This is a genomic window from Halobacillus sp. (assembly GCF_049282395.1).
GTDB lineage: Bacteria > Bacillota > Bacilli > Bacillales > Halobacillaceae > Halobacillus.
This window is the reverse complement of the sequence record NZ_JBAPTY010000452.1, coordinates 1-2,178: the sequence shown is the minus strand read 5'-3', so window position 1 is coordinate 2,178 and position 2,178 is coordinate 1. Positions and strand designations below refer to the sequence as shown.

General features: G+C 41.3%; 6 protein-coding genes. 2 read left to right on the top strand and 4 right to left on the bottom strand.

The annotated features are described in order from the left end of the window. The coding region (locus WAM07_RS18625; RefSeq protein WP_422168883.1) for a DCC1-like thiol-disulfide oxidoreductase family protein at positions 1–333 on the top strand (333 nt) is incomplete at its 5' end. A gap of 11 nt (positions 334–344) precedes the next feature. Here WAM07_RS18625 and WAM07_RS18620 read toward each other — a convergent pair. Genes WAM07_RS18620 through WAM07_RS18610 form a run of 3 tightly spaced genes read right to left on the bottom strand, consistent with a single transcriptional unit; the run spans position 345 to position 1,065 of the window. Further along, a complete protein-coding gene (locus tag WAM07_RS18620) occupies positions 345–521 on the bottom strand; it encodes a hypothetical protein (RefSeq protein ID WP_014645080.1) in 177 nt (58 codons plus the stop codon). A gap of 30 nt (positions 522–551) precedes the next feature. Then, complete coding sequence (locus WAM07_RS18615) at positions 552–863, bottom strand: DUF2178 domain-containing protein (protein ID WP_422168882.1); 312 nt, start codon at positions 861–863, stop codon at positions 552–554. Further along, complete coding sequence (locus WAM07_RS18610) at positions 856–1,065, bottom strand: helix-turn-helix transcriptional regulator (RefSeq protein ID WP_041601458.1); 210 nt, start codon at positions 1,063–1,065, stop codon at positions 856–858. The genes WAM07_RS18615 and WAM07_RS18610 overlap by 8 nt, the downstream gene beginning before the upstream one ends. Before the next feature lie 222 nt (positions 1,066–1,287). Here WAM07_RS18610 and WAM07_RS18605 point away from each other — a divergent pair, with 222 nt between their 5' ends. Further along, complete coding sequence (locus WAM07_RS18605) at positions 1,288–1,413, top strand: hypothetical protein (protein WP_422168881.1); 126 nt, start codon at positions 1,288–1,290, stop codon at positions 1,411–1,413. Here the strand turns inward: WAM07_RS18605 and WAM07_RS18600 are convergent. Continuing rightward, positions 1,410–1,979 (bottom strand): biotin transporter BioY, encoded by a 570-nt coding sequence (locus WAM07_RS18600; protein WP_422168880.1) that lies wholly within the window; start codon positions 1,977–1,979, stop codon positions 1,410–1,412. The genes WAM07_RS18605 and WAM07_RS18600 overlap by 4 nt on opposite strands. Positions 1,980–2,178 lie beyond the last annotated feature (199 nt).

Below are 2,178 nucleotides of genomic sequence, written 5' to 3'. Positions count from 1 at the left end.
TTTTGTTACCAGATTAAGAGAGTTTTCAGCAAGTTTGACTGGTTGGACCAAATTAAGTGGGTGTCTGTCCAAGCAATTGAGCAAAGTGGAAAGTATCCCTACTTAGAAGGCCGAAACACCCTGGATGAGATTCATATGCTGACGAAGGAGGGAGAGATCAAGAAAGGGTTCTTTACGATACGCAGGTTGATGCTTGTATTGCCACCCGTTTCTTTAATTGGTCTTCTTCTTTATTTACCAGGTTTGCATCTTATCGGATCCCCTCTTTATTTATGGTTTTCAAGCCACCGATACCAATGGTTCGGGCGCTATGAATACCCGAGATATTCCTAGTGAAACGCCCCCTAGTCACGGGGGCGTTTTTTGTTCTGACGTTTCCACATGCTTCTTGCCCCGAAAATAATAACGATAATGGCTATAATAAGCGCTGTCCAGCTCTCGTTGGCAATACCCTGGTAAATTCCATTCCCGAGAAACAATAAACAAAGTAAAAGAAAAATCATGAGCGAGATCGTATTCATAGCTGTCCTCCTTAGCTTCCTGACTTAAAATTAGTTATTTGCAGCGTGATGATAAGCAAAGAGCCCATAGGCTGTCATATGCCCCACATATAGAAAAGTGAGCAGGAAGAAAGAAAAGGTAACTCCTTCTACTACGATTTCCACAGCCCAGACTATAATGATCAGGGCTGAGGTAACCATCCAGCCACCTGCGCGAGCGTGGACACTGATGGTATGCTGACGCTCATCAAGTTGTCTGTTTTTCTTCATAAACTTACGGTTAATCAAAATAACCGCTAGTGCAATGGATAACCCCACAATCAATCCTGTAAGTCCAATCATGTTATTCCAGAAGTCATTCAATGTTTTCATCTCCTTCAAAGATAAATAGATCTTCGATATGACAGTTAAAAATCTGGGCAAGCTTGTGGGCAAGGACTAGAGAAGGTTTATACTTTCCTTTTTCAAGAGATATCACCGTCTGTCTCGACACATTAAGGAGTTCTGAGAGTCGCTCCTGGGTCAATTGATGATCGATTCGCTGATCCCTGATGATATTTTTCATAGCTTCCTCCAAGTGTGTTTTTGTAAAGTAAACTTAACGTTAAGTTTACTTTACTTTTATAGGGAAGGTCAAGTTGAATATGTGGTGAAAGTAAAAAATAAGCCGGATTGGAGTCCTGGCTTATTTAAAACCTTTCTTGATAATGAACGATGGAACTTTTCCCATCGTTTATCATTTGTAGGGAGAATCCACCACCCCGATAGAAGAAGGGGTGTGAGTTGAATGATGGAATTTTTCAGTGGGGAAGATGATTACTACATTTTCCATCGAGGTCAATGTGAAAAAACTCATCACTATGGCGTGTTCTTCATCGAACTTTCTTCTAGCAGTGCAGGCACAAATGATTAAGCCACAGCTTTCCTGGAAGAATGAATTAAGTTCGCCTGTACAAGACGCCTTCTGACAGTTATTCCAATCCAGCTTGCCAGAAAGGCTTTGATTAATCCTACAGCGATAAAAGGATAGACACCGGCGGCAAGGGCTTGCGTCCAAGTGAGATCTAAAACAAATTTTAATTGGATCGTTCCAAACAAAAGGGTGACAATCATTCCGGCCGTATTGGCTATTAAAGCCATTGGTAAGTTGAATGAAGTTTTTTCTAAGATATACCCAGTGACAAATGCCGCAGCAATAAATCCAATGATATATCCTCCCGTAGGACCAACCAGCACCTGAGCCCCGCCTTTAAAACCTGCAAATACAGGCAGTCCGACTGCTCCTAAAGCAGCGTAGCAAGTCATTGCTGCCGCTCCCTGGCGGCTTCCTAAAATAGTAGCGGTTAACCCTACCGCTAACGTTTGACCGCTGATTGGAACTACTGGAAGAGGAATTTCCACTTGAGCCAGTATAGCTGTTATGGCTGCAAAAATGGCGCAGTTGATCATAATTCGAAGTCTTCTGCTCTCGGAGTTCAAATTAATCCCACCTTGTTAACTCATTTTAATTTAGGTTAACATAAATATTTTGAAAGTGAGTACATTTTTTGGGTTATTTGAAAATTAATTTTTTCATTTCAGAGGGAGTCTGTGATAGGAAAGGATTATTTTTGAGGCGCGCTGCCTATTACCTTATGTTCGATCTAAGAGATTTGGCAGGATATAAAACAAAAAGAGA